The following is a 23,229-nucleotide window of genomic DNA, read 5'->3' on the forward strand; positions in this document are numbered from 1 at the left end:
GTAAATTTAGAAATACGAGAGATAACATGGCTTTAACTGCAAAAAATAAATTTACCTTTTTAGGGGTACTTGTCGCTGCACTAGTGATCGGACTGGTGGCGTGGAGCTACCACAAAAAAACCAGCAATACTGAGTTAGTGATTGGTATTAGTCCGCCCTTTGCCAATCCATTAAAAGTTGCGGTGGAAGAAGCGAAACAACAAGGCATCAATGTGAAACTGGTGGAATTTTCCGACTGGAATACGCCGAATATTACCTTAAATCATGGCGATATTGATGCCAACTATTTCCAGCATCAACCTTTCTTGGACAATGCGATTAAGGAAACCCAGTTCAAGTTAAAAGCTTTGGCAAAAGGCGTCACCACCCATGTCGGTTTATATTCAAAAAAATATCATTCGTTAGATGAGCTGCCTGATCAAGCGCGTGTGGTGATTCCGAATGATCCTGTCAATCAAGGTCGTGCCCTACTGCTGTTACAGCAAGCTAAACTGATTACTTTAAAAAATCCCGAGAATCATTTATCCAACTTGCAGGACATTGCGAGCAACCCTAAAAAGCTGCAATTTATTGAAGTTGAAGGTCCGCAAACCGCGCGTGCGGTGGATGATGCAGATTTAGTGTTTAGTTACCCACACTATTTACGTCTAGCGAAAACCATTGACCCGAATGATGCGCTGATTTTGGATGACAACACCAATACTCGTTATTCAATTTTATTTGTCGTGCGTGATGACTACCAGCAACAACATCCTGAAAAAGCGGCACAATTGGAAAAATTCATCCAAATTTATCAGACCTCTGCCAAGGTTAAACAAACCTTGAATGATGAAATTGGCTCAAAACTTTGGTTCCCAGGCTGGAAGTGAGATTGAGCAATGACAAATTCAGTTTCTATTACTAAAAATCGTAAAACATGGTTGATTGGATTGGCCGTGGTGATCTTGATTGCTGCTGTTGCGGTTTACCGCTATAGCCAAAGTCAGGCACAACAAGAGGTTTTAACCATCGGTATTAGCCCACCTTATGCAGAGCTACTACAAAGCGTCGCGGATGATGTGAAAAAACAAGGCATTCAGGTGAAACTGGTCGAGTTTTCTGACTGGCATGCACCGAACGTCGCAGTACAAAACGGCGATATCGATGCCAACTTTTTCCAGCAAAGCGTCTTTTTACGCAATGCAATTCGTGAAACTCAGTATGATTTGCACACCTTTGCCACAGGTACAGGCAGTCATGTTGGGCTATATTCGAAAAAATATAAGTCCTTAGATCAACTTCCAAACGAAGCCCGAGTGGTGATTCCAAATGATCCTGTGAATTCTGCCCGCGCCCTAATTTTGCTACACCGTGCAGGTTTAATTCAGTTAAAGGATATCAATAACGAACTTTCGACTGTGCAGGACATCGTCCAAAACCCAAAACAACTGCAATTTATTGAAGTTGAAGGTCCGCAAACTGCACATGCGTATAACGATGCCGATCTGATTTTTGGTTTTCCACATTATTTAAAAATGGCGAAAGTGACCGATCCGCACAGCGCTCTGTTTCTCGACCCGATCGATAAAAAATATGCAATTTTATTCGTGACCCGTAAAGACTATAGCGACCCTAATCAAAAACTAGCCATCTTTGTCAAAGCTTTCCAAAACTCTAAACACGTCCAAGAGATTTTAGATCGAGATTTTGGCAACAAGATGTGGTTTGAAGGCTGGAAATAAGGAGAAAGACAATGGTGAGTTTTGGTTCTCATGTGGATTTTTCCCTGCCACATATCAAAATCCGTAATTTGAACAAGTATTATGCGGTACAAAATCAACAAGTCCATGCACTGAAAAATATTGATTTGGACATTCCCAAGGGCAAAATTTTCGGAATTATTGGCAAAAGTGGTGCGGGTAAATCTTCCCTATTACGCACCCTGAATGGCTTGGAAAAAGTCAGTGAAGGCAGCATTCACATTCATCAACACAACTTGGCAGAACTGAATCATGCCGAACTGATTCAACTGCGTCAGCGTATTGGTATGATCTTTCAGCACTTCAATTTAATGTCGGCGAAAACCGTATGGGAGAATGTCGCGCTACCGCTGAAAATTGCCAATTACAGCCCGACTGAAATTGAGCAACGCGTCAGTGAAGTACTGCAACTGGTCAGTTTAGCCAATAAGGCTCAACACTATCCGTCGCAGCTCTCTGGTGGGCAAAAGCAGCGTGTCGGCATTGCTCGTGCGCTGGTGCATCATCCTGAAATTCTCTTGTGTGATGAAGCCACCTCGGCGCTTGATCCAGAAAGTACCTCCGTGGTGTTATCGCTGCTCAAGGAAATCAATCAAAAACTTGGTATTACCATTGTGCTGATTACCCATGAAATGCAAGTGATCCGTGAAATCTGTGATCAAGTGGTCGTCATCGAACATGGTGAAATTGTGGAATCGGGACAAGTCTGGTCGGTGTTTTCCAATCCTCAACAGCAAATCACCCAAGAACTGCTGGATTTAGAACAGTTGGATTTTCCTTTTCAGTTACATGCCGAACCTACAACAGAATCGAGCCATGTGATCTTGCGATTAAGCTATGCCTCGACCTTGCAACATGCGCCCGATCTGAACTCAATCTTCTCGGTAACTGATCGTCCTGTGCATCTCTACCAAAGTCATATTGATTCGATTCAAGAACATTTGATTGGAAAATTCGTGGTGGCTGTACCACACACAGATTTAGATCTGAATCAACTTCAACAACAACTGCAACACCAGTTTGCTAAATTTGAGGTGCTGGGCTATGCACGACCAACTCATTGAACTCTTGCTCACAGGCACGGTCGATACCCTGATTATGGTCGGTGTGTCGGCCATATTAGCTTTCCTGATTGGTTTACCGATGGCGGTCATATTGGTAAATACCAGTGAACACGGTATTTATCCCTCAAAACCGATTAACCAAGCTTTGGGTTGGGTCGTGAATATCACCCGTTCAGTGCCTTTCCTTATTTTGATGGTCGCGCTGATTCCCTTAACGCGTTTTATTGTTGGCACCAGTTACGGGGTATGGGCAGCAGTCGTTCCCCTCACCTTAGCGGCTACCCCATTTTTTGCGCGTATTGCCGAAGTGAGCTTACGTGAAGTTGATCAGGGTCTAATTGAAGCTGCGCAAGCGATTGGCTGTAACCGTAAACAAATTATTTGGCATGTGTTACTGCCTGAAGCCCTACCCGGGATTGTGGCAGGCTTTACCGTCACCATTGTCACCATGATTAACTCCTCTGCCATTGCAGGTGCGATTGGCGCAGGTGGATTGGGAGATATTGCCTATCGTTATGGCTATCAGCGTTTTGATATGCAAATCATGCTGGCCGTGATTGTGGTTTTGGTGGTGTTGGTCATGTTGGTACAGGCAACGGGAGATGCACTGGCTCAACAACTGGACAAACGAAAAGTCTAACAATCATGCACTTGAAGGTGCCAAAAAGAAAGATACGAGCCATGACCTGACTTTGTCATGGCTTTCATGTAAAATCAGCGCCAATTTTTAAATAATACGTTGTGAGTCATTTCATGGGTTTTAATTGCGGTATTGTCGGCTTGCCGAACGTTGGTAAATCTACCCTTTTCAATGCGTTAACTAAAGCAGCAATTGCGGCAGAAAACTTCCCGTTCTGTACCATTGAACCAAACACAGGCATTGTTCCTGTTCCAGATCCACGTTTAGACAAATTAACTGCAATTGTAAAACCACAACGTGTCATTCCAACTACCATGGAATTTGTCGACATCGCAGGTTTGGTTGCGGGTGCATCTAAAGGTGAAGGTTTGGGTAACCAGTTCCTTGCCAACATCCGTGAAACAGATGCAATTGCACATGTAGTTCGTTGTTTTGAAGATGAAAACGTGATTCACGTGAACGGTAAAATCGACCCGTTGGACGATATCGCTACCATCAATACTGAACTTGCACTTGCTGACTTGGAAACTGTCACCAAAGCAGTAACGCGTTTAGCCAAATCTGCAAAAGGTGGCGACAAAGATGCGATCGCAACCAAAGCCGTTTTAGACAAAATTCTACCTTTATTAGATGAAGGCAAACCAGCACGTGCAGCTACGCTGGATGATGACGAGCGTAAATTGGTGCGTGGTTTTGGTTTAATGACGTTAAAACCAACCATGTACATTGCCAACGTGGCTGAAGATGGTTTTGAAAACAACCCGCATTTAGACGCAGTAAAAAAACTTGCGGCTGAAGAAAATGCGATTGTGGTTCCTCTTTGCAACCAAATCGAAGCGGAAATTTCATTACTTGAAGATGAAGACCGTGCTGAATTCCTTGAAGCGATGGGTATGGAAGAACCTGGTCTAAACGTGGTCATCCGTGCGGGTTACTCACTGCTTGGCTTACAAACTTACTTCACTGCAGGCGTACAAGAAGTTCGTGCTTGGACAGTTAAAGTCGGTGCGACTGCGCCACAGGCGGCTGGTGTGATTCACACTGACTTCGAAAAAGGCTTCATCCGTGCTGAATGTATTGCTTATGATGACTTCATTCAATACAACGGCGAAGCAGGTGCTAAAGAAGCGGGTAAATGGCGTCTTGAAGGTAAAACGTATGTTGTTCAAGACGGCGACGTTTTACACTTCCGTTTCAATGTCTAATTTCATTTAGATCGCTAAAAAGCCAGTGTCATCACTGGCTTTTTTATGTTCAGAGAATGACTACACCACTCTCATCAACAATATTCCATATCTCCTGTACAGAAGATGTTGATGAATTACCCCCTCCTATTTCACTTAAAATCATCCAGCAAATACACAGATAAAGATTCAATTTAATCCAAACCATTTTATGATAAATATAATGATAATTATTATCATTATATTTACATTAACTACAACATCTCCTACACTCTAGGTTAAAGATATAAAAATTGCCCTAGGAATATTGTTTTATGGCTTACGTTCTTCCTGCACTACCTTATGCCTATGACGCGCTCGAACCGCATATCGATGCCAAAACCATGGAAATTCACCACAGCAAACACCATCAGACCTATATCAACAACATTAATGCGGGAATTCAAGACACACCGTGGGAAGACCTAAGTGTCGAACAATTAGTCACTCAAGTGCATGACGTCCCTACTGAACTGAAAAACAATGTCATGAACAATGCAGGTGGGCACGCCAATCACAGCCTATTTTGGACCATTATGAGTCCTCAAGGCGGTGGGCAACCTGTCGGAAAAATTGCGGCAGCGATTGATGCAGAACTGGGTAGATTTGATACCTTTAAAGAGGCCTTTACTAAAGCTGCACTGACCCGCTTCGGTAGTGGTTGGGCATGGCTTACAGTTACCCCTGATCATAAATTATTGGTGGAAAGCAGTGCCAACCAAGACTCGCCACTGATGCACGGTCATATCCCAGTTTTAGCACTCGATGTATGGGAACATGCCTATTACTTGAAATATCAGAACCGACGTCCCGAATATATTGCGGCGTTTTTTAATGTCGTAGACTGGCAGGAAGTCAACCGCCGCTATGAACAAGCAATCCAGTAATATGCACGCCCTATCTGAGTTGCCTATGTCATCCTTTCAGCGACTACGCCATATCTTGGGATTCGTCATTTTATTGAGTGGTGCACTACTCTGTATGTATAAAGTTGCGGCATTCCTGCAAGTCTTCTAACGTTGAAAAATCCTGTCCAATGCTCATCCATTCATTATTTTAAGCATTGGGCAGCTTATATTTAAGAATTAGAAGTCTGCACAGATTTACTATCCATGGCTGCACGTTGCTTTCGTGCCTGTTCCAATATCCGTTGCTGCAATTCTTGTCTAAAGCCCAGCATAAACATGGCTTCAGCCAATACAAATAATGGCCCAATAATTAAACCTACCAAATCATCCACAAAGGCGGGCTTTTTCTTTTCATAAAAATGTCCCACAAACTGAAACACCCAACCCACCACAAAAATGCCGACACTTGTGAGTAACCATCCGCTCAGACTTAAAGCAGCCACCTTCAATGCCATCGGATAAACTGCAGAAAACAGCAATAACATGATGCAACCGAACCAGATGTCCAATTTTAAATAATAGATTCCACTGATCAAAATCAGCATCAAGGCTAAAGTGATTTGAAAACCCGAAAATACAAAACCAGCTCGTGCAGTCAAACACATAATCGAGAACACAATCAGTGGAATCCCCACAAAGTGGGTTAAGATATTTTTATGATCCAGATGGTAAGCTGCATACTGGCTTAACAGTTGTTCTAATTTAGACATTTGGTACGTCCTTGCAAAATCGATGCATCCACTATATAAAAAATTCAAATATTCAGTTGTCAGCTTGCCGACAACTCCAAATAGCAGAATACCTATGACCCTTGAACTGGAAGATTTACAACAACTTGCCAATAATCGCTGGTACTCCGAACTGCCTCCCCCTTTTCAGCAGTCAATCGTGCAGCATGCACGAGTACAACACTACGAGAAAGATCAAGCCATTTTTTACTCGGGAGATCGCTTTGATGGCATCTATGCTGTGTTGGAGGGTGCTGTCCGCTTAGGCTATGTTGATATTGAAGGCACGGAATCCATTGCTGCCATTGTCGAACCGATCATGTGGTTTGGGGAGATTTCATTGATAGATCAACAACCACGTTCTCACGATGCCATTGCCATTCAAAAAACACGGATTCTGCATATTCCCGATGCTGCCATTCACACATTACTCGCAGTACAGCCTCAGTTCTGGTTTCATATTGCACAATTGACCAGCCAAAAATTACGTATGGCTTTTTTAGAGTTAATCTCGATTCAAACCCAGACCATCCGCCAACGGCTGGCTTTAAGATTAATGCTGATTTTGCAAGGTTATGGCAATCATATCTTGATTGAAAAAAATGTGATTCAACTGAGTCAGGAACAACTGGCACAAATGCTGACCTGCTCACGACAAACAATCAATCAGGAGTTACAGGCTTTGGAAAAACTGGGGGTATTAAAACTTGCGTTTAAAAAAATTGAAATTATAGATCAGGAACACTTACATCGTTTAGCCTATACCCTACACAGCTAAAACCCAAACAAGACAGGTAATTTTATGGTGCAAATATTTTCACCATAAATGTGCATATTCAAATACATGCACCAAAAAGCAGCTCAACTAAGAGTTTAATTGACAGACATTGACCTCATCAAAGCCATTGGTGCAAGGTGCAACTTCGTGTGCCACCGCATGATGCAAAGCCGTATGCGGTTTAGGCTGCACAACCTGAGCATTTACGGTGGAACTGAATAAACAGAACAGACTAAAACCGAAGATCGATAATTTACGCATGAGACGATAACCTTATTGCTATTTAATGTGAATTTTCACGTAAATTATATCGCTTTTTATCACATTAGGATAATGCATTAAATTAATCAAGTCAGTCTTATTTTCTATTATCGTCGTTATGAAGTAAAAAGCGGCATTGCAATCTTCAAGACCACAATGCCGCTTTAAATATTTAACTTTATTAGGAGCTAAAGGCTTTCTTCTTTGGGTCAGTATTGCCAAGTTCTGGATGCTCAAGAGCATCTTTACATTGTGCTTTGTCGCGTTCGTAATCCGCTTTGGTCTGCGAGACGTTTGCAGAATTTTCCATGGTTTCACGTGCCCAAACATCTAAACTGGTCAGCGCCTTACGACACAAGGCGTATTTCCCTTCCGTTACCGAGTCTGTCATTTTCACGTTAATACGCCAGTCTGTGCTGAGCTTGCGCGCAGGTTTCCGCACATTTTCTTCAATCAAATTACGTTGTTTACGATATACATAAGGGTCAGCCTCGTTCATGAATCGCCATGCTTCGTGCGCATAGCTCGTTGCATCATTGGTCAATTTAGGCGCAGCTTTAATTTCTGCTTTCTTTTCAGCATGATCTGAAGATTGACCGCACGCTTGTAATAGCAAACTGCTACACAACACTGAAACAACAAGAACAGGTGCACTAAGTATTCGCATCTGGGGCATCACCACAACAATCTATTAGGTACTATGCTAGTAAATTCAGATACAATACACAATCTTATTTGACCTATCGTTTAACTCTAACAAGGTGTGTCGTGTCACAACACAAATTAACACCCACGCAAACGGCTGGTTTTTGGCAAGGTGCCAAAGATAGCCAAGCGATTATATTTACTTATTTACCTGTTTCTTTTGCCTTTGGGGTTTCTGCAACGCAGTTTGGCTTTAGTGCTTGGGAAGCCTTATTTCTCTCTTGTACCATGTACGCAGGTGCCAGCCAGTTTCTGGTGGTTGCCTTGCTCGGCAGTGGCACTTCCATTTGGATGACAGCGCTGACCGTGATTGCCTTGGATATTCGTCACTTGCTATATGGACCAGCCTTACAGAATCTGATTCAAGACCGATTAAACCTGAAAAAGACCGCAATCTGGGCATGGGGTTTAACCGACGAAGTGTTTGCTTCGGGCATGATTAAACTCTCGCAAAGACGTCAAGAATGGTCTGAGTCATGGATGTTGGGACTCAGTTTATTTAGCTGGTTGTCTTGGGCAACGGGCTCATTCTTGGGTGGACTGTTTGCCGATCAAGTCAGCAATCTGCCGCAGTTTCTTCAGGCTGCTCTGGATTTCTTGTTACCCGCACTCTTCCTCAGTTTCTTGTTGGCTGCCTTTGAAAAGAAACACACCTTTGTGGTCAGTGTGACCATTTTGGTGTCTGCCATCGCCTGCTATTTCATTGATTTATCTGCGGCAATTTTCATTGGTATTTCTTCAGGTATTTTCGCAGGTTTGTTTAAGCACTATGTCCTGAAACAACACGATCCCGAACACGCAGGAGCATCACATGAATCTTGAGATTATTCTGGTAGGTATTGTGGTCGGCATCGCCAATTTTGCCTCACGTTTTGGACCCTTTTTTGTCATTCAAAAATTCCAGCAAGGTTCGCAAAAACGCGGTGCTTTGTGGTTAAAAATCGCCTTGGGCTCCATTGGAATTTCAGCCATTAGCTCCATGTTGGTGGTCGCTACACTGCCTCCGTTGCTGGAAACGCCCAATAAAAGTTTAGCGATGTTGATCGGGTTCTTGGTACTTACAGGCTTGTACTTTAAGTTTAAGAAAATTGTGCCTGCGACCTTAACCGCTGCCTTGGTTTATGGTGTTGTTTATACCTACATTCCTTTTCATTTTTAAAAAATTTTGAACGGATGATTCACAACCAAGTTAATCACTTGAATGCCATTTTTAGGTGATTAACTATAAATAAGAAATAAACTTACTTTATGATAGTAAATAAGTTTTTATTCAAACACCAAATCATCCTTTTCAACTAAACTGTAAAAAAATTGTTCGACAATCTTATTATTTTATGTGAATCCGACCTGAACACCGCTCTGAGTTCTGCTATGCTAAAACCCCATTTACGCAAGGATGAATCACATGAGCGTGACTATTGGTACTCCCCTTCAATCTTCTGCATTTAAAGTTCTACTATTAGGGTCTGGTGAACTAGGAAAAGAAGTGGTGATTTCACTGCAACGTTTGGGTGTCGAAGTACACGCAGCTGACCGATATGACCATGCTCCTGCCATGCAAGTTGCACATTATCAACATACTTTGAATATGGCAGATCCTGAAGAATTAAAACAACTGATTGCCAAAGTACAACCCCACCTGATTGTTCCTGAAATTGAAGCGATTGCGACTGAACTTTTAGTCGAAATTGAAGCCAGCCAAACCACAACCATCATTCCTTCTGCAAAAGCGGTCAACCTCACCATGAACCGTGAAGGTATTCGTCGTTTAGCGGCAGAAGAACTCGGTTTGCCAACTTCGGCTTATCGCTTTGCCAATACTCTCGAATCTTTCCGCGCTGCATGTGATGACATTGGTTATCCAAACTTTGTCAAACCTGTTATGTCTTCTTCGGGCAAAGGTCAATCACGCGTCAAAAGCTTTGCCGAAGTCGATGCAGCTTGGGAATATGCACAAACTGGCGGTCGTGTGAATCAAGGTACTGTTATTGTTGAATCACAAATTGATTTTGATTTCGAAATCACGTTATTAACAGTCCGTGCCAAAAATGCAGAAACTGGTGAAATTGAAACCCAATACTGCGACCCAATTGGGCATCGTCAAGACTCTGGCGACTATGTAGAAAGCTGGCAACCTCAAGCCATGACAGCAGTGGCTTTAGAAGAAGCAAAACGTATTTCACATAAAGTGACGACGGCTTTAGGCGGTTGCGGTATTTTTGGCGTGGAATTGTTTGTCAAAGGTGACAAAGTGTGGTTTAGTGAGGTTTCACCTCGTCCACACGATACAGGTCTAGTGACTTTAGCCTCTCAATATCAAAGCGAATTTGAATTACATGCACGCGCAATTTTAGGCTTGCCTGTCAACACAACACGCCACAGTGTTGCTGCAAGTGCCGTGATTTATGCGGGTGTGGATGACACCAACCTTTCCTTCTCTGGCTTAAATCTTGCTTTGGCAAATCCAAATACTGATTTACGCCTGTTCGGAAAACCTGAAGGCTTTAAACGCCGCCGTATGGGTGTTGCGACTGCACGTGCTGAAACAACTGATCAAGCACGCGAGCTGGCTCAACACGCTGCGGATCAAGTCATTGTGAATCAGAACTAACTTATAAACATTACGGAACACTGTTCATGATCAATACTTTACCCTTGTTGAATTACGTCAAAAGTAACCATGATATCCAAGCGATCAACCAATGGCGTACCGATGTAGAAAAGCAACTACAGGAAAGTTTTGAACATGGACAGCCCATTCGTGAAGTGATTTCAGCTCGCGCGAATCTAATTGATGAAGCGCTACAATTTTTGTGGCGCCATGCAGAGTTAGATCAAACCAAGTTGGGGCTGTTTGCGGTCGGTGGCTATGGTCGCCGTGAAATGCTGCCGTATTCAGACGTCGACATTATGATTTTGTCGGAAGATGAAATCACGGCAGAGCAAGAACAGCTCATTTCTACTTTCATTTCTTCCCTTTGGGATGTTGGTAATTTTAAACCCGGCATCAGTGTGCGCAGTATTCGTCAATGTGTCGAAGAAGCCACTAATGATTTGACGGTTGCCACCACCCTGATTGAAGCTCGACTGATTATCGGCTATGAACATTTATCACGTTGGCCACGTCGTATTGTTTCACAAACATGGACGGACAAAACCTTCTATGATGCGAAAATGGAAGAGCAACACCGTCGCTATGCACAACACAACAATACCGAGAGCAATTTAGAACCTGATATTAAAAATGCCCCAGGCGGTATCCGAGATATTAATCAAATTGGCTGGATTGCGAAGCGTCATTTCCGTGTTAATCGTATTTACGATTTGGTTCACTTAGGCTTTATTTCCGAATTTGAACTGGGTGTACTCGAAGAAGCCGAGAGTTTCTTATGGGAAATTCGCCATCATTTACACCGCCTTACCAAGCGCGATGAAAACCGTTTATTGTTTGACTATCAACGTGATATAGCTGCGATGTTTGGCTATGTGCGTGAAGAAGACAAATCACCCAATTATCCAATTGAACAGTTCATGAAGCGCTACTACCGTACTGCGCAACAGGTCTCTACCCTGAATGAAATGTTATTGGCATATTTTAGTGAATCGGTCATTACCCCTCGACTGCCACAATATGAACGTCAAATTGTGGAAATTAATGAAAATTTCAAATTGGTCGATGGCAAATTAGCAGTACAACACCATAAAATTTTCTCAGAAAAACCAAGTGCAATTTTAGAATTATTCTATTTACTTGCGAACCGTCCAGAAATCGAAGGTATTCGCGCACGTACTCTACGCCTCTTGATTTTAGCCGCCAAACGTATCGATCAGGCTTATCGAGACAATCCTGAGCATCAAGCTTTGTTCATGGCGATTATCCGCTCGCCTTACCGCTTGTACGACACCATGGTTGCCATGAAGCGTTACGGTGTGTTGGGTAACTATATTCCTGCTTTCGGGCAAATTATGGGACTGATGCAATATGACTTGTTCCATATTTATACGGTCGATGCGCACACGCTCCTATTATTACGCAATTTAAACCGCTTTAAAGAGCCTGAATTTGCCAAAGATTTCCCAGTGGTCAGTTCTGTCTTCCAACGCCTTGCGCGGCGTGACATCGTGTTTTTAGCTGCATTGTTCCATGACATTGCCAAAGGTCGTGGTGGTGACCACAGTGAACTCGGTGCGGAAGATGCGATTGAATTCTGCCGTGTGCACGGCTTTACTGAACGCGAATGTAAACTGGTGGCATGGCTGATACACAATCACTTACTCATGTCACTGACGGCACAGAAAAAAGACATTTCTGACCCAGATGTAGTGAAAGATTTTGCCGAAAAACTCGGGGATATGGAGCATCTAGACTACCTCTATACCCTCACGGTTGCTGATATTAATGCCACTAATCCAAAACTCTGGAACTCTTGGCGCGCATCACTGATGCGTCAGCTCTACACCCATGCCCGTGACATTATTCGTACTGGTTTGGGACGTCCAGTGGACTACCAAATGCTGATTGAAGACACCAAGTTTGCAGCCAGTGAGATGCTGGTGAATGACTTCTCCTTGGCCGATGTAGAAAAAGTCTGGCAAGAACTGGGCGATGAATATTTCATTAAAGAATCTGCGGATGAAATTGCTTGGCATACCCGTGCCATTCTTGAACATGCTGACAATCCAGATCCGCTAGTGCTGATGCGTGCACATCGTAAATCGGCGCAGGATGCGGTACAGATCTTTATTTATACCCGAGACCAGCCGAACCTCTTTGCGACCACGGTTGCCATTCTCGACCGTATGAATCTAGACGTTCAGGATGCACGGATTATTACCGCCACCACTGCCTTCAGTTTAGATACTTATGTGGTGCTTGATCGTTTCGGTACTTTACTGACCGACCCAGAACGTGAAGCCACCGTAATTCATTCTCTAACATCTGCCTTACGTCAATCAGATAAATATCCGGGCTTAATGCAACGCCGCATTCCACGTCAGCTCCGCCATTTCGATATTGAAAATACTGTGGATGTGACCCTGAATGAAGCCTTGCAACAAAACATGGTGGAAATTTCAACACTTGACCACCCCGGGTTACTTGCCAAAATCGGTGGTCTGTTTATGATGCAGGGTTTAGACATTCACTCTGCTAAAATTGCCACCTTAGGTGAACGTGCCGAAGATATTTTCTTTGTCACCAAAAAAGATGGCTCTCCGATGACGGAAGAAGAGACTGTATTATTTGCCAATCAACTGAAGTCCGCTTTAGATGAAGCTTCTAATCAGGTCTGTGGTCAACATTAATTTTTAACGTTCGGGTATTCGTTTCATGAACTCTAGTTTGTCTTTATTACATCCTTATCCATTTGAAAAGTTAAACAAGCTTTTTCAGGGTGTACAAACCGCAGATTTACCTTTGATTCCCCTTTCAATTGGTGAGCCAAAGCATCCTGCACCAGAGTTTGTGAAACAAGCGATTATTGATAATTTCCAGCACCTATCGACTTACCCAAGCAGTAAAGGTTTGCCTGAACTACGCCTGAGCATTGCCAACTGGTTAACACGTCGTTTTCATCTGAATCAAATTAACCCTGAACAGGAAATTTTGCCTGTTTCTGGTACGCGCGAAGCGATTTTTTCATTCGTACAAGCATTGATTAATCGTGATGAAAAGCCGTATGTAGTTATGCCAAATCCGTTCTATCAAATCTATGAAGGCGCGGCTTTATTGGCAGGTGCAGAGCCCTATTTCATTAACTGCACAGAAGAAAACAATTACCTCGGTGATTTTGATGCGGTTCCTGCCGAAGTGTGGGAAAAAACGGCATTACTGTTTGTCTGCACACCAGGCAACCCGACAGGTGCCGTGCTCTCTAAAGAACAATTCAAAAAATTAATTGCCCTGTCAGATCAATACGGTTTTGTGATTGCATCAGATGAATGTTATTCAGAACTTTGGTTTGATGAAGCACCTACAGGACTTTTAGAAGTCTGCGCTGAAATTGGACGTGACGATTATAAAAACTGTGTGGTGTTCCACTCTTTATCAAAACGCTCAAACTTACCGGGCATGCGCTCAGGTTTTGTCGCAGGTGATGCAGCCTTACTCAAACCTTATTTGCAATATCGTACTTATCATGGTGCGGCGATGCCTGTACAACATCAGTTGGCATCGATCGCGGCTTGGGATGATGAAACACACGTCGAAGAAAACCGCGTACAATACCGTGCCAAATTTAATTTATTCCAGTCGGAATTAGGTCATTTACTGCCGCTGAAAAAGCCGGATGCAGGCTTTTATTATTGGCTCAAGGTTGATAATGACGAAGCCTTTGCCAAAATGCTGATGGAAAAAGCCCATATTAAAGTGCTTCCAGGTCGTTATTTATCCCGTGAAACAGAGACTGGCAACCCTGGTGAAAATCATGTTCGCCTTGCGCTAGTTGCAGATCTGGCGCAATGTGAAGAAGTGGTAAAACGCTTAAAGCAGATTCTCTAATCACTGTTTAGCCAATAAAAAAACCTCCATTACTGGAGGTTTTTTTCATTTAAACCATATTAAAAATCAAATGATGCACTTAACATAAATGTCCGCGGTAAACCTGCAACCAAATAGCCATTATTGGTATTGCTGGTACTGTTGATGTTGTCATACAGCCCTACAGAACCCCAATAGTCTTTATCCAACACATTATTCACAAGGAAATTAAATGTCGTAGGTGTTTGACCAAGCTGCGTTTTATAAGTTGCGCCTAAATCTAACGTCGTCCAATCCTTCACTTTTAGGCTATTGTCCAAACTCGCGTAAGTCGAACCTGTATAAGTCACTTGAGCATTCACAGAAACATCTTGAGCTAAAGGCAGTTTCCATGTTGTACCTAGATTCGCCTGAAACTTTGGCGCCCCTACTTCATAATTTCCATCATATGTCGCTGAACCGGTGTCTTCTTGCTTGGCGTGCATCCATGTTACTCCACCCAGTACAGTCCACGAATCTGTCAATTTTCCATAACTGCTCAATTCAACACCGCGATGCACATATTCACCAGCATCACTAAATACGCCATTTTGTAGAATGCCACGCTGTTTATTAATATCAAATAAACTTAAGGTCACACCTAAATGATCATTTTCATACTTCGTGCCGATTTCTTTTTGCTTGGCTACAAAAGGTTTTAATGTTGTTGTGACATTACCCGTTGTATTGCTCAAGCCTTTCGCCAGAGATTCTATATAGTTAGCATACACAGAAACTTCAGGCGTAATTTTATAGGTTAAGCCCAATGCAGGCGTCCATTTACTTTCGTCATACGTTCCTGTTTTCACTTGTGCATAACTGTAGGTATCTTGAAGAATCTGCTGATAACGCGCACCCAACATAACAATTAATTTATCGTCTAAAGCAGTTAGATTATCGCCAATTGCAATACTTCTTAAACGTGTCCGTGTAGTAAGTTTTGGACTCTCTAAATCACCACCAGAAAATAATGGGGTTAAAGCTTCAGGCTGATTGTATTGAACTGGATCATAAATATTAGTAGCAAGTTGATTGCCCCAATCCATAAAATAAGCATTACGGGTATTTTGCTGGAATGCCGAAGCAGAAAGCACCATATTATGGTTAATTACTCCTGTTTCAAATTTAGCTCGGACCCCCACTTCACCTGTATTCACCATATCTACACGTGCGTTATCAAAGCGATAGAATGTACTATCACCAGTCGTTGCATTATTAAGTATGACATTTGCTAGACTATTCTGCTCTTTGCCGTGACGAAAACCATATGCGGCATAGGCAGTCATCGCATCATTCAAATCATATTCAGCACGATAGCTTCCAAATACGTCTTCTTCATTTGAATACGACCATTTTTGCGCATAATTACTCGAACCATCCACTGCGGTAGGTACCGAAGTAATACCACTGCCTAATGTTACATTTGGCCGTGTCGCATCAAGACGATTATTGCTATAGCCCATATCGCCAGAAAGACGTAAACGCTCGCCTTGATAATCTAGACCAATCGCAGCTAAGCTTAATGATTTCTTTTCATCATCTACCGAAGTATGCCCATCATGATAAGCCGTATTTAGTCGCACCCCAAATTGCTGATCTTCACCAAAACGACGTGAAATATCACTTGAAATATAGCCACCATTAAAATCTGTGCCCACCGTCACGCGATTTAAAGGTTCGTTGCCTGCACGTTTAGGCAATAGATTAATAGCACCACCGATACCCCCATTACTTGGCATCGCACCATTTAAAAAGGATGAAGCCCCTTTGAACACTTCCACTCGTTCAAAAAGTTCTGTTGGAATATATTGACGCGGCAAAATCGAATACAAACCATTATAAGCCGTGTCATCTGAACCTAGATTAAAACCACGGATATAATAATTTTCCTGAAAATTACCGTAACCACGACCAACACGTACACTCGGATCTGCTTTAAGCACATCCCCAACACTCTTGGCTTGACGTTCTTGAATATATTGATTGGTATAGCTGGTCAAATTAAATGGGGTATCCAAATTCTTTTGATTGCCAAAAATCCCCACGCGTCCGCCACTGGCAACTTGACCACCTGCGAATGGCTCCATTAAACCTTCCGCTGAAGCATCCGCACTGGCAACAACATGAATGGTTTCTAAAGCTGTCACATTACTCGCTTGAGAGGCTTCATCAGATTCCACTGATGGTGTTTCGGCAGCATGTGCAATGCTATATCCAGATACACACGCCATCATCAATACCAATGGTTTTAGCTTAATCACCATTTCTCACCTAATTTATCAGCATTATTACTTGCGCCTGATAGTAGATGAGAACAAGTCTTAATAAAACCGATTTAATTCTCATTTACATTGTAAATTTAAATGAGAATTAGTTATGTGATTGTTATTATTTATGAAGTCTGACATCTGATGTGACCAGATCCTCATAATTCCATCTAGAATATGGCAAGCATCAATGCGAAACCCACAAAGCAAAACCCTGTAACTCGATACAATAATCCTGATTTTTTCTTTAAGAAATGACTCGAGTCTTTCCAAATCAGCAGTTGAAGTAATGCTAAATTCCACAATAAAACCACGCACACCATCCACAAGCAGATTAAAAATAACTGTTGAAAGCTAAATTGATGATAAACCAAAAGAATCAGACTGCTATAAAACATGACATTTTTAGGGTTTAACAAACTAGATTGTAAACCTTGTACAAAACAAATAATCCTTGATGTCTTGGTTTGAATTGCAGCATTTGCTGTAAAACTCTCGTTCCCATCATCACGATAACGAAAACATTGCACTGCCAAATACAACAAATAAGCGATACCCAACCAGCGCAACAGTTGAAGAATCAAAGGGTGTATCTGCCCCAACCACCATAACAAAGTAAAAATCAGCAACAAGATCAGTGCATTTCCGAGCGCAATCCCCAATACGGTATAACGCGTCAAGTTTGACCCGTATTTCATTAAATACATTAAGATGAGAAAAAAGTCAGGTCCGGGGGACAGCAACGCGATAAAATGGGTCAATGCGATAAATAAAAATAATTCCATAACTTATCTCAATCAATTCGTGAGATAAGCCTAGTCTCTACCTAGATTGAATTATTGTATGAAATTGCGCGACGATGTTGCTTTTGATAAATCTTTGGTGTGGTGCCTGTAAGCTGCTTAAATACTCGCTGAAAATGGCTTTGATCACTAAAACCCAGTTGATAACTCAACGCTGCGATATCCTGCCCCTGTCGCAGCAGTTTGCGTGCAGCATTAATTTTTAAGTTGAGCTGATAGGCATGCGGAGTTAAGCCCAAATTCGACTTAAATAAGCGAATAATGGCATAGCGACTTAGACCACTTTGCTCGGACAATTGCTGCAAAGAAAGAAATTCTTCTGTTGTACCCAGTCTAGACTGGAGTAGCTGGAATTCCTGCTGTGCGTAGCCATTTTCTTTCAGTACCTCTAAGTGCAGGTTTGGAAACAATAATTCAGTTAAGGTCTGAATCAGCAACTGCTCTTTATTCAAGTAAGAAATGGAAGAATCAAATAAACGTTGATTTAAATGACAAAAATCCGAATAAAGCTGTTGAGCTTGATAAAGTTGAGGTTTGTATTGCGGAATTGCATCACAACGGAAATCTTGTTTAGTTTCCTGTAGCAACGGCTGTAACCAGCGCATATCCAGATGCATCATCTGGTAACTCCACGCTTGATCGGGTTCAGGATTACAGGAGTGTTCAACATGCGCAGGAATGAGTACCAATGTTCCTGACTCAATCTTTTGTGTGCCGACAAAGTGACTACTGAAAACACTTTGCCCAAGATCTACTGCACCAATCGAAAAGGTTGGATGACTATGGGCACGATAACAGGCGCGGCTATGACATGCCTTACGCGTTTCCACATAAGGCATATTCGGGTCACTCCAAAACTCCATCTTAGCTTTGGAGGCATCATTGGAAGGCTGCAATCTATTCAACATCACGTTTATTGTTGCAATGCCTTTTCAATTTCTTCTTCCAAGGCTTCTGGCTTGGTGGTTGGCGCAAAACGGTTTAAAACCGTTCCATCTTTACCAATTAAGAACTTGGTAAAGTTCCATTTAATCCCGCTGCCTAAAATACCTTTACTATTATTGGTCAGATAGCGAAAAATAGCATGAGCTTCGGGACCCTTAACATCCACCTTGGAAAACATAGGAAATGTCACCCCATAATTTTTATGGCAGAAAGCACCAATTTGGTCGTTTGAACCGGGGTCCTGCCCACCAAACTGATTACATGGAAAGCCAAGCACCTCCAACCCCTGAGGCTTATATTTCTCATATAATTTTTCTAAACCTGCAAATTGTGGGGTAAAGCCACACTTACTCGCTGTGTTTACGATTAATAAAACTTTCCCCTGATAATCGGTAAAAGATTTATTTCTTCCATCTAACAACTCAGCTTCAAACTGATATATGTTGGTCATGGATAGGTTTCCTCGTCATTTTTTTCTTGTGATTGTAATTCTAATGAAGCCGAATTTACGCAATAGCGTAATCCTGTTGGCTGTGGACCATCCTCAAAAACATGCCCTAAATGTGCGTCACAATGATGACAAACTATTTCAGTTCTCTCCATACCATGTGAACTATCTGGCATTTCATCAATTGCCCCTCCAGCAATTGGTTTAAAAAAGCTTGGCCAGCCGCAACCACTGTCATATTTCGTCGTAGACGAAAACAACGGTGCTCCGCAGCAACGACATACATAGGTTCCTTCTTGCTTGGTGTTCCAGTATTTCCCCGTAAAAGCTGGCTCTGTTCCTTTTTGTCGAGTTATACGAAATTCTTCTGGAGATAACTCTCTTTGCCATTCACGGTCTGTTTTATTGAGTTTTCCCATGATTACTTCCCTTTCTATCTTGCTGTTTAAAAATAGGATAATCTTATATTTACGTCATTCATTCTAAAATTTCTAGTCTTTACTTAACAATTTACAAAAGACTTATAATTTCTTTAAAAGCAAAAAGTAAGCAAAATAAAAATATTGGTGAGCATTTTTATTTATGAAATGCTTTTTTGTGAGCAACATTGGTGCTATTCTTAGGGTCATGCTTACTCAGGATTAAAAAATGTCGCAGAAAAAGAGCGTTATTTTTAAACATCTACTGCCTGTGATTAAACAATATCAACAGGTGGGTTATACGCATGAAAAAATTGTTGCTTTGCTCAGAGATGAACATGATCTCGATTTGGTAACAACGGAAACATTCAAAAGTTATTTATATCGTTATGCAAAAGTGACCCCCACTCCTTCCGAGACTCTCAAAATGCCAAACACTATTCAAACCCCACGCGAAATAAAAAAATCGTCTAAGCTCGAGCATGTATGCTACGACATCCGTGGACCAGTGTTACGAGCGGCCATCGAGATGGAGGAAGCTGGTCACAAGATTATCAAGCTGAATATTGGTAACCCTGCACCATTCGGCTTTGAAGCACCACAAGAAATTATTAATGACGTTGCGTTAAACCTGCCAAATGCTGTGGGTTATACCGACTCGAAAGGAATTTTTCCTGCACGTAAAGCCATTTGCCAGTATTACCAGCAAAAAGGCATCTTCGATATGCATGTTAATGACGTCTATATCGGTAATGGTGTGTCTGAACTGATTGTGATGGCGATGCAAGGTCTATTGGATGATGGCGATGAAATGCTTGTTCCAATGCCTGACTATCCACTCTGGACGGCAGCAGTCAACTTATCTGGTGGCACAGCGATTCATTACAAATGTGATGAAGAAAATTTCTGGTATCCAGATATTGCGGACATGGAAAGCAAAATCACGCCAAATACTCGTGGTATTGTAATTATTAACCCGAACAACCCAACAGGTTCGGTTTATCCACGTCATGTCTTAGAGCAAATTGTTGCTTTAGCGAAGAAATACGACCTGATTTTGTTTGCAGATGAAATCTACGACAAAATTGTCTATGACGGTATCGAACACGTTTCAGTTGCTGCTTTGGCGGGTGACCAACTGTGTATCTCCTTTAACGGTTTATCTAAAGCGTATCGTATTGCAGGCTATCGCTCAGGCTGGATGGCAATTACTGGCGATAAATCGCGTGCAATGGATTACATCGAAGGTTTAGACATGTTGGCGTCTATGCGTCTATGTGCCAACCACCAAGCACAATATGCGATTCAAACAGCATTGGGCGGCTACCAATCAATTAACGATTTAATCCGCCCAGGTGGCCGTTTATACGAACAGCGCAATATCGCATGGCAAATGCTGAATGACATTCCTGGTGTCACTTGTGTGAAACCTGAAGGTGCAATGTACTGCTTCCCGAAACTTGATCCAGAAGTGTATCCAATTCAGGATGATGAAAAGCTCATGCTTGACCTACTACGTGCAGAAAAAGTGTTATTGGTGCAAGGCACGGGCTTTAACTGGCCGACGCCAGACCATTTCCGTGTGGTGTTCTTACCCGCTGAAAATGAACTGCGCGAAGCGATTACCCGTGTCGGTCGTTTCTTGGCGAAATTACGCTAATTAGATCCTGCTCAAAAAGCCGCATTTGATATGCGGCTTTTTCTTTTGCTTGCAGCTAGAATTACAGTGCTAAAACAGTGGGGCTGACTGATTCAATGTTACACTGTTCAACAAGAAATAATGAGCGAATGACATGACTTATCAAGTACATATCATTGATGTAAAAAATCAATTACAAAACTATATTTGGTTACTCGAACATACAGAATCACATGAAGTGATTGCGGTTGACCCCACTGAAGCCCAGTTGGTAGAAGACTATTGTCAAGAACATCAGCTACACCTCAGTCAAATCTGGCTCACACATTGGCATAAAGACCATATTGGCGGGGTACCCGGGCTATTGGTCAATCGCAATATTCCTGTCTATGGTCCAAGAGCAGAACTCAGTAAGATTCCGTTTATCACCCATCCCCTCGGTGATGGTGAGCATTTCAATTTTCATGATGTTCGTATTGATGTGATTGCAGTACCTGGGCATACCTTAGGACACATCGTTTATTTTAGCGATGCCTTAGATTTGGTGTTTTGTGGAGATACCTTATTTGCCATGGGCTGTGGGCGTGTCTTTGAAGGAACTTTTGAGCAGATGTATCACTCGCTCAACCGTTTGGCAGCCTTACCACCAAGAACCCAAGTCTATTGCACCCATGAATATACTCTGTCAAATGCCAAATTTGCCCTGCATGTAGAACCTGATAATCTGGAAATCCAGCAACGCTTTGAACAGGTGGAAGCACTACGAATGCTGGATCAGCCGACCGTGCCTAGCACCATTGAAATTGAGCTGGAAACCAATCCATTTCTGAGAGTACAAAGCGTGGAAGAGTTTCAAAGATTACGTGAATTAAAAGATAACTTTTAATTTTTCAGTTTTACAAAAATCACCATTTCTAGGGATAGAGCAAGCGTCAAATTCACGGTTTAATACAGTCATAAAAGCAATAAAATACAATGATAAACCGAAAGATTTTGTTTATTTTCAATAAGAATAACAATAACTGAAAATAAACACGACTCTCTAATTTTCTGCACTAACCACACGGGCAATGTGGGCAGAAAATTAGAGAGTCTTTCAATTAAAAGTCCCTTATTTTTCTTCTGCTATTTCGTTACTTTTCCAAGACTCAGAATAAAAAAAGCCCAGAGAAAGGTCACTCCAGGCATTGGAAACTTGCTGTATCCTGACACAAACAAGACACTCTAAATAATCCGAGTCTCATACTACATCAGAAGATTGCAACATCCTAGCTGATTTTTAAAATATACGTGAAATATAAACTTTAATGATCAATTAAAGTTCAAATATAACATGTATTTATAATTCACATTTATCTGCAATATTAATAGACAAATGTACTTTATATAGCATACGTCCTAACTTGAAATTTTATCCAATGATCGACATTTCAAACTCAAGTTGCCTCGTGCAATATCCGACAGCATACGCCAGTCCGAAATAAAGCTATACAGCGGCTGTTTAAAAGAAGCAGGCTTATTTTTTTCAAACATAAAATGCCCAACCCAAGCACAAGCATAGCCAGGCAGCAAACCATACAACACATATTTCGGTTTACGCTGGCGGATTGCTTTGGCGATGAAATATCCGCCTATGGCACTGCCTAAAACGTGTAACCGTCGGCTGGTGATATTGCGATGTTCCGTTAAATAAAAGCGATAAAACTCGTTATAGTTTCGGATGGGTAGTTGTGGTGCTTGCGCTGCTACCAGCTCATTTTTCGGCTCTACGATTGCATTCATGCTTGGATCTTCCTGATTGTTTTAAATTCTTAATTTGTATTTCGCCCAAACATGATTGTGCTTCATGCAAAATTGGTCAATTACATTTTTGCTCACCTTTAACAGTTAAAATTGGCAAAAACTAACTTCTCATTTTCAGCCTCCCCCTGTTGATTAGATACTTAGATTTCAATGAGTGAATCAACATACAAACTGCACATTTTTCTGTGATGCAAATACAACATTGCTACTTTTGCGCTAGGAAACACCTGATTGCCGATAATTTCACTCATTGTCCCTTACAGCATCAAATTTTTCGGCTAGAATTTAATATTAAAAAGTCACTGCTGTTATAAGTGCTCAACTTAAAGTGACTTCACCATT

General features: G+C 41.9%; 23 protein-coding genes. 14 read left to right on the top strand and 9 right to left on the bottom strand.

What is annotated here, in order from left to right; genetic code table 11:
* Positions 1 to 26: 26 nt before the first annotated feature.
* From GWK51_RS01165 to GWK51_RS01190, 6 genes are all read left to right on the top strand, one after another.
* Positions 27 to 869 (top strand): MetQ/NlpA family ABC transporter substrate-binding protein, encoded by an 843-nt coding sequence (locus GWK51_RS01165; protein WP_161932356.1) that lies wholly within the window; start codon positions 27 to 29, stop codon positions 867 to 869.
* A 9-nt stretch (positions 870 to 878) separates the two neighbouring features.
* The gene (locus GWK51_RS01170) at positions 879 to 1,721 is read left to right on the top strand and encodes a MetQ/NlpA family ABC transporter substrate-binding protein (protein ID WP_161932357.1); all 843 of its coding nucleotides are present in this window, start codon (positions 879 to 881) and stop codon (positions 1,719 to 1,721) included.
* Between the two features lie 11 nt (positions 1,722 to 1,732).
* A complete protein-coding gene (locus tag GWK51_RS01175; protein ID WP_161932358.1) occupies positions 1,733 to 2,803 on the top strand; it encodes a methionine ABC transporter ATP-binding protein in 1,071 nt (356 codons plus the stop codon).
* A complete protein-coding gene (locus GWK51_RS01180) occupies positions 2,784 to 3,443 on the top strand; it encodes a methionine ABC transporter permease (protein WP_100241539.1) in 660 nt (219 codons plus the stop codon). Before GWK51_RS01175 ends, GWK51_RS01180 begins: the two co-directional genes overlap by 20 nt.
* Positions 3,444 to 3,556: 113 nt before the next feature.
* Positions 3,557 to 4,648, top strand: a complete 1,092-nt coding sequence (gene ychF, locus GWK51_RS01185; RefSeq protein ID WP_100241540.1) for a redox-regulated ATPase YchF — start codon at positions 3,557 to 3,559, stop codon at positions 4,646 to 4,648.
* Positions 4,649 to 4,941: 293 nt separating this feature from the next.
* Positions 4,942 to 5,553 carry a superoxide dismutase gene (locus GWK51_RS01190; protein ID WP_161932359.1) on the top strand — a complete coding sequence of 204 codons (612 nt, stop codon included), beginning with the start codon at positions 4,942 to 4,944 and terminating at the stop codon, positions 5,551 to 5,553.
* 191 nt (positions 5,554 to 5,744) lie between these two features.
* Here GWK51_RS01190 and GWK51_RS01195 read toward each other — a convergent pair whose 3' ends face one another.
* Positions 5,745 to 6,284 (bottom strand): Mpo1 family 2-hydroxy fatty acid dioxygenase, encoded by a 540-nt coding sequence (locus GWK51_RS01195; RefSeq protein ID WP_161932360.1) that lies wholly within the window; start codon positions 6,282 to 6,284, stop codon positions 5,745 to 5,747.
* Positions 6,285 to 6,378: 94 nt separating this feature from the next.
* Between GWK51_RS01195 and GWK51_RS01200 the strand changes: the two genes are divergently transcribed.
* Entirely contained in the window at positions 6,379 to 7,080 is a 702-nt protein-coding gene (locus GWK51_RS01200; protein ID WP_161932361.1) for a Crp/Fnr family transcriptional regulator, read from the top strand.
* An 87-nt stretch (positions 7,081 to 7,167) separates the two neighbouring features.
* On the opposite strand, the gene GWK51_RS01205 is transcribed toward GWK51_RS01200, so the two are convergent.
* Both GWK51_RS01205 and GWK51_RS01210 read right to left on the bottom strand, forming a co-directional pair.
* Positions 7,168 to 7,341, bottom strand: coding sequence for a hypothetical protein (locus GWK51_RS01205; RefSeq protein WP_161932362.1), 174 nt, complete (start codon positions 7,339 to 7,341; stop codon positions 7,168 to 7,170).
* Between the two features lie 181 nt (positions 7,342 to 7,522).
* The gene (locus GWK51_RS01210) at positions 7,523 to 8,008 is read right to left on the bottom strand and encodes a hypothetical protein (protein ID WP_142769059.1); all 486 of its coding nucleotides are present in this window, start codon (positions 8,006 to 8,008) and stop codon (positions 7,523 to 7,525) included.
* 101 nt (positions 8,009 to 8,109) lie between these two features.
* Between GWK51_RS01210 and GWK51_RS01215 the strand changes: the two genes are divergently transcribed.
* From GWK51_RS01215 to dapC, 5 genes are all read left to right on the top strand, one after another.
* Positions 8,110 to 8,868, top strand: a complete 759-nt coding sequence (locus tag GWK51_RS01215; RefSeq protein ID WP_100241546.1) for an AzlC family ABC transporter permease — start codon at positions 8,110 to 8,112, stop codon at positions 8,866 to 8,868.
* Positions 8,858 to 9,205: an L-valine transporter subunit YgaH gene (gene ygaH / locus GWK51_RS01220; protein WP_142769060.1), complete on the top strand. Its 348-nt coding sequence runs from the start codon at positions 8,858 to 8,860 to the stop codon at positions 9,203 to 9,205. The genes GWK51_RS01215 and ygaH overlap by 11 nt, the downstream gene beginning before the upstream one ends.
* A 237-nt stretch (positions 9,206 to 9,442) precedes the next feature.
* On the top strand, positions 9,443 to 10,657 hold the full coding sequence (gene purT / locus GWK51_RS01225) for a formate-dependent phosphoribosylglycinamide formyltransferase (protein WP_171519123.1): 1,215 nt from the start codon (positions 9,443 to 9,445) through the stop codon (positions 10,655 to 10,657).
* 26 nt (positions 10,658 to 10,683) lie between these two features.
* Complete coding sequence (gene glnD, locus GWK51_RS01230; RefSeq protein WP_161932364.1) at positions 10,684 to 13,350, top strand: [protein-PII] uridylyltransferase; 2,667 nt, start codon at positions 10,684 to 10,686, stop codon at positions 13,348 to 13,350.
* Positions 13,351 to 13,375: 25 nt separating this feature from the next.
* On the top strand, positions 13,376 to 14,545 hold the full coding sequence (gene dapC / locus GWK51_RS01235; RefSeq protein ID WP_161932365.1) for a succinyldiaminopimelate transaminase: 1,170 nt from the start codon (positions 13,376 to 13,378) through the stop codon (positions 14,543 to 14,545).
* Positions 14,546 to 14,604: 59 nt separating this feature from the next.
* Here dapC and GWK51_RS01240 read toward each other — a convergent pair whose 3' ends face one another.
* From GWK51_RS01240 to msrB, 5 genes are all read right to left on the bottom strand, one after another.
* The gene (locus GWK51_RS01240) at positions 14,605 to 16,824 is read right to left on the bottom strand and encodes a TonB-dependent receptor (RefSeq protein ID WP_161932775.1); all 2,220 of its coding nucleotides are present in this window, start codon (positions 16,822 to 16,824) and stop codon (positions 14,605 to 14,607) included.
* Positions 16,825 to 17,000: 176 nt separating this feature from the next.
* Positions 17,001 to 17,615: a LysE family translocator gene (locus GWK51_RS01245; protein ID WP_161932366.1), complete on the bottom strand. Its 615-nt coding sequence runs from the start codon at positions 17,613 to 17,615 to the stop codon at positions 17,001 to 17,003.
* Positions 17,616 to 17,656: 41 nt separating this feature from the next.
* The gene (locus GWK51_RS01250) at positions 17,657 to 18,541 is read right to left on the bottom strand and encodes an AraC family transcriptional regulator (RefSeq protein WP_235941050.1); all 885 of its coding nucleotides are present in this window, start codon (positions 18,539 to 18,541) and stop codon (positions 17,657 to 17,659) included.
* Between the two features lie 5 nt (positions 18,542 to 18,546).
* The gene (locus GWK51_RS01255; RefSeq protein WP_100241554.1) at positions 18,547 to 19,029 is read right to left on the bottom strand and encodes a glutathione peroxidase; all 483 of its coding nucleotides are present in this window, start codon (positions 19,027 to 19,029) and stop codon (positions 18,547 to 18,549) included.
* Complete coding sequence (msrB, locus tag GWK51_RS01260) at positions 19,026 to 19,445, bottom strand: peptide-methionine (R)-S-oxide reductase MsrB (protein WP_100241555.1); 420 nt, start codon at positions 19,443 to 19,445, stop codon at positions 19,026 to 19,028. The genes GWK51_RS01255 and msrB overlap by 4 nt, the downstream gene beginning before the upstream one ends.
* Before the next feature lie 229 nt (positions 19,446 to 19,674).
* On the opposite strand from msrB, the gene GWK51_RS01265 reads away from it, so the two are divergent.
* Together GWK51_RS01265 and gloB are read left to right on the top strand one after the other, a co-directional pair.
* Positions 19,675 to 21,105: a pyridoxal phosphate-dependent aminotransferase gene (locus GWK51_RS01265; RefSeq protein WP_161932367.1), complete on the top strand. Its 1,431-nt coding sequence runs from the start codon at positions 19,675 to 19,677 to the stop codon at positions 21,103 to 21,105.
* Between the two features lie 133 nt (positions 21,106 to 21,238).
* Entirely contained in the window at positions 21,239 to 21,970 is a 732-nt protein-coding gene (gene gloB, locus GWK51_RS01270) for a hydroxyacylglutathione hydrolase (RefSeq protein ID WP_161932368.1), read from the top strand.
* 512 nt (positions 21,971 to 22,482) lie between these two features.
* Here the strand turns inward: gloB and GWK51_RS01275 are convergent.
* Positions 22,483 to 22,866 carry a DUF962 domain-containing protein gene (locus GWK51_RS01275; RefSeq protein ID WP_161932369.1) on the bottom strand — a complete coding sequence of 128 codons (384 nt, stop codon included), beginning with the start codon at positions 22,864 to 22,866 and terminating at the stop codon, positions 22,483 to 22,485.
* Between the last annotated feature and the right edge of the window lie 363 nt (positions 22,867 to 23,229).

This window comes from Acinetobacter kanungonis (genome assembly GCF_009939195.1).
GTDB classification, from domain to species: Bacteria; Pseudomonadota; Gammaproteobacteria; order Pseudomonadales; family Moraxellaceae; genus Acinetobacter; species Acinetobacter kanungonis.

Excerpts from the sequence above, each read along its gene's own strand:
- GWK51_RS01205 (WP_161932362.1), bottom strand. The coding sequence starts at position 7,341 with ATGCGTAAATTATCGATCTTCGGTTTTAGTCTGTTCTGTTTATTCAGT.
- ygaH (WP_142769060.1), top strand. The coding sequence starts at position 8,858 with ATGAATCTTGAGATTATTCTGGTAGGTATTGTGGTCGGCATCGCCAAT.
- GWK51_RS01245 (WP_161932366.1), bottom strand. The coding sequence starts at position 17,615 with ATGGAATTATTTTTATTTATCGCATTGACCCATTTTATCGCGTTGCTG.
- ychF (WP_100241540.1), top strand. The coding sequence starts at position 3,557 with ATGGGTTTTAATTGCGGTATTGTCGGCTTGCCGAACGTTGGTAAATCT.
- msrB (WP_100241555.1), bottom strand. The coding sequence starts at position 19,445 with ATGGGAAAACTCAATAAAACAGACCGTGAATGGCAAAGAGAGTTATCT.
- GWK51_RS01195 (WP_161932360.1), bottom strand. The coding sequence starts at position 6,284 with ATGTCTAAATTAGAACAACTGTTAAGCCAGTATGCAGCTTACCATCTG.
- glnD (WP_161932364.1), top strand. The coding sequence starts at position 10,684 with ATGATCAATACTTTACCCTTGTTGAATTACGTCAAAAGTAACCATGAT.
- GWK51_RS01170 (WP_161932357.1), top strand. The coding sequence starts at position 879 with ATGACAAATTCAGTTTCTATTACTAAAAATCGTAAAACATGGTTGATT.
- GWK51_RS01210 (WP_142769059.1), bottom strand. The coding sequence starts at position 8,008 with ATGCGAATACTTAGTGCACCTGTTCTTGTTGTTTCAGTGTTGTGTAGC.
- GWK51_RS01255 (WP_100241554.1), bottom strand. The coding sequence starts at position 19,029 with ATGACCAACATATATCAGTTTGAAGCTGAGTTGTTAGATGGAAGAAAT.
- GWK51_RS01190 (WP_161932359.1), top strand. The coding sequence starts at position 4,942 with ATGGCTTACGTTCTTCCTGCACTACCTTATGCCTATGACGCGCTCGAA.
- purT (WP_171519123.1), top strand. The coding sequence starts at position 9,443 with ATGAATCACATGAGCGTGACTATTGGTACTCCCCTTCAATCTTCTGCA.
- gloB (WP_161932368.1), top strand. The coding sequence starts at position 21,239 with ATGACTTATCAAGTACATATCATTGATGTAAAAAATCAATTACAAAAC.
- dapC (WP_161932365.1), top strand. The coding sequence starts at position 13,376 with ATGAACTCTAGTTTGTCTTTATTACATCCTTATCCATTTGAAAAGTTA.
- GWK51_RS01275 (WP_161932369.1), bottom strand. The coding sequence starts at position 22,866 with ATGAATGCAATCGTAGAGCCGAAAAATGAGCTGGTAGCAGCGCAAGCA.
- GWK51_RS01175 (WP_161932358.1), top strand. The coding sequence starts at position 1,733 with ATGGTGAGTTTTGGTTCTCATGTGGATTTTTCCCTGCCACATATCAAA.
- GWK51_RS01250 (WP_235941050.1), bottom strand. The coding sequence starts at position 18,541 with ATGTTGAATAGATTGCAGCCTTCCAATGATGCCTCCAAAGCTAAGATG.
- GWK51_RS01200 (WP_161932361.1), top strand. The coding sequence starts at position 6,379 with ATGACCCTTGAACTGGAAGATTTACAACAACTTGCCAATAATCGCTGG.
- GWK51_RS01180 (WP_100241539.1), top strand. The coding sequence starts at position 2,784 with ATGCACGACCAACTCATTGAACTCTTGCTCACAGGCACGGTCGATACC.
- GWK51_RS01265 (WP_161932367.1), top strand. The coding sequence starts at position 19,675 with ATGTCGCAGAAAAAGAGCGTTATTTTTAAACATCTACTGCCTGTGATT.
- GWK51_RS01165 (WP_161932356.1), top strand. The coding sequence starts at position 27 with ATGGCTTTAACTGCAAAAAATAAATTTACCTTTTTAGGGGTACTTGTC.